The sequence below is a fragment of the Mycobacterium sp. TH-M11 genome (assembly GCF_057473725.1).
The window spans coordinates 1-1740 of record NZ_JBYCLD010000165.1 but is presented as its reverse complement, the minus strand read 5'-3'; the positions used below and the strand labels follow the sequence as shown (position 1 = coordinate 1740).

At 63.3% G+C, this 1740-nt stretch carries 3 protein-coding genes and 1 pseudogene; all 4 read right to left on the bottom strand.

Annotation, left to right across the window (positions count from 1 at the left end; all coding sequences use genetic code 11):
- Window positions 1-154: pseudogene (locus AC2VOG_RS07125) on the bottom strand (cytochrome P450); the annotation flags it as partial.
- A gap of 50 nt (window positions 155-204) precedes the next feature.
- Window positions 205-405, bottom strand: coding sequence for a ferredoxin (locus tag AC2VOG_RS07120; RefSeq protein WP_486939214.1), 201 nt, complete (start codon window positions 403-405; stop codon window positions 205-207).
- An 8-nt stretch (window positions 406-413) separates the two neighbouring features.
- Complete coding sequence (locus AC2VOG_RS07115; RefSeq protein WP_486939213.1) at window positions 414-1286, bottom strand: mycofactocin-coupled SDR family oxidoreductase; 873 nt, start codon at window positions 1284-1286, stop codon at window positions 414-416.
- A gap of 41 nt (window positions 1287-1327) precedes the next feature.
- The coding region (locus AC2VOG_RS07110) for an SDR family NAD(P)-dependent oxidoreductase (RefSeq protein WP_486939212.1) at window positions 1328-1740 on the bottom strand (413 nt) is incomplete at its 5' end.

The window sequence follows — 1740 nt, the reverse complement described above, 5'->3', positions numbered from 1 at the left end:
CCACCCAGTGGCCGTCGTAGGTGTCGGTCCATGCGACCGGACACTTCTGGTGGATCTCTTCGGTGATCTTCTCGAATTGTTCGCGGTACTCGGGCGTATGCCGGTCGAAGTGGTAGCGATTCTTCTTGCGCTCGATCTCGTCGTCGACGCTCATGAGGTCTCCGTTTTGTCTGGTGCCGACCCGCTGTGCGCGGCTACGCCGCGTTAGCGATCGTCACGGATCAGGATGGCTTGCTCGGGGCAGGAGCGCGCTGCTTCGCGCACCGCGTCTTGGTCCGCTGCCGGAACGTCTTCCGTCACGGCCGACGCGTGGCCTTCGATGTCGTCGAGCTCAAATGACGCGGGCGCGATCATCGAACACAGCGTGTGCCCCTGGCAGCGGTCTGAATCAACTCGGACTTTCATGGGTTCCCTTACGTGCGGTAGTCGTACCACTTGAGGTAGCCGCCGGCATCGACACGCAGCTGCAAACCGGTGACATACCGGGCTTCGTCGGAGGCCAGCCACAGCACGGCGTTGCTGATGTCCTCCGGTTCGACGAACGGGATCCTCATCGCCTGCTGCACAGCGAAAACCGGTTCGGCGTCAGCGCGAGTGGGGTTATCGAGATCTGGCCGGAACGAACGGTACATCGGTTCGCTCTGCAGCATGGGCGTGTTGGTGTTGGTCGGGTGCACGACGTTGGCCCGGATGCCGAAGGCCGACAGCTCGGTCGCGAGGTCATGGACGTAGCTCGACAATGCGCGTTTGGAGTGCACATAGGCCATCCCGCCCGGGTCTTTGCCGGGGTTGTCCTTCTTCGAGGTGTCCATCAATGCGGCGGTCGATCCTGTCGCGACGATCGAGGCTCCCTCGTTGAGGTACGGCAGCGCAACCTGAATCGTGTTGATCGTCCCGATCAAATTGGTGTTGATCACATCGGTCCAGGCCTGCAGTGGCGGCCGGCCTTTCATGCCGGCGACCCCGGCCGCCGTCACCACGATGTCCAACGTGCCGAATTCGGCCAGTCCGCTTTCCAGCGCCGCGTGCAGCGCTGCCGCGTCACGAACGTCGGCCTGCGCGAACACCACTCGTTGACCGGTTTTTTCGATCAGCCGCGCGGTCTCCTCGAGATCCTCCGGGCCCGACATCGGGTAGCCGATCGTGCTGATGTCATGGCAGATGTCGACAGCGATGATGTCGGCGCCCTCTTCGGCCAGCCGGACGGCGTGACAGCGGCCCTGGCCGCGGCCTGCGCCGGTAACGAAGGCAACCTTGCCCGCGACCCGGCCCTTGGTTTCGCCCACTACGTCTCCTCACGATTCTATTGACGAAATTCTCACGGTTGCTATGTGTTTCGGCCGCCGTTGACGCCCAAGATCTGACCGGTGATGTAGCTGGCTTCCTCGGACACCAAAAAGGCGCAGGCCGCCGCGATGTCTTCGGGCTTGCCGATCCGGCGCACAGGCGTTGCGGCGATGGTCTTTTCGATGTCGCCGAGGTTGCCGCGCCGCTCGGCGTTGCGCAGCATCGGGGTGTCGATGAAGCCCGGAGGTATCGCGTTGACCGTAATGCCGTTCGGGCCGTACTCCAGGGCCAGCGACTTGGTCAGGCCGTTGACTGCGGATTTGGCGGCGACGTAGTGGGACATGAAAGGGGCGCCAGAGTGCGTGCTGGACGAGGAGATGTTGACGATGCGCCCCCAACCGGCGTCCAGCATGTCGGGCAGCACAGCCTGGATCATGTGGAAGACCCCGTTGA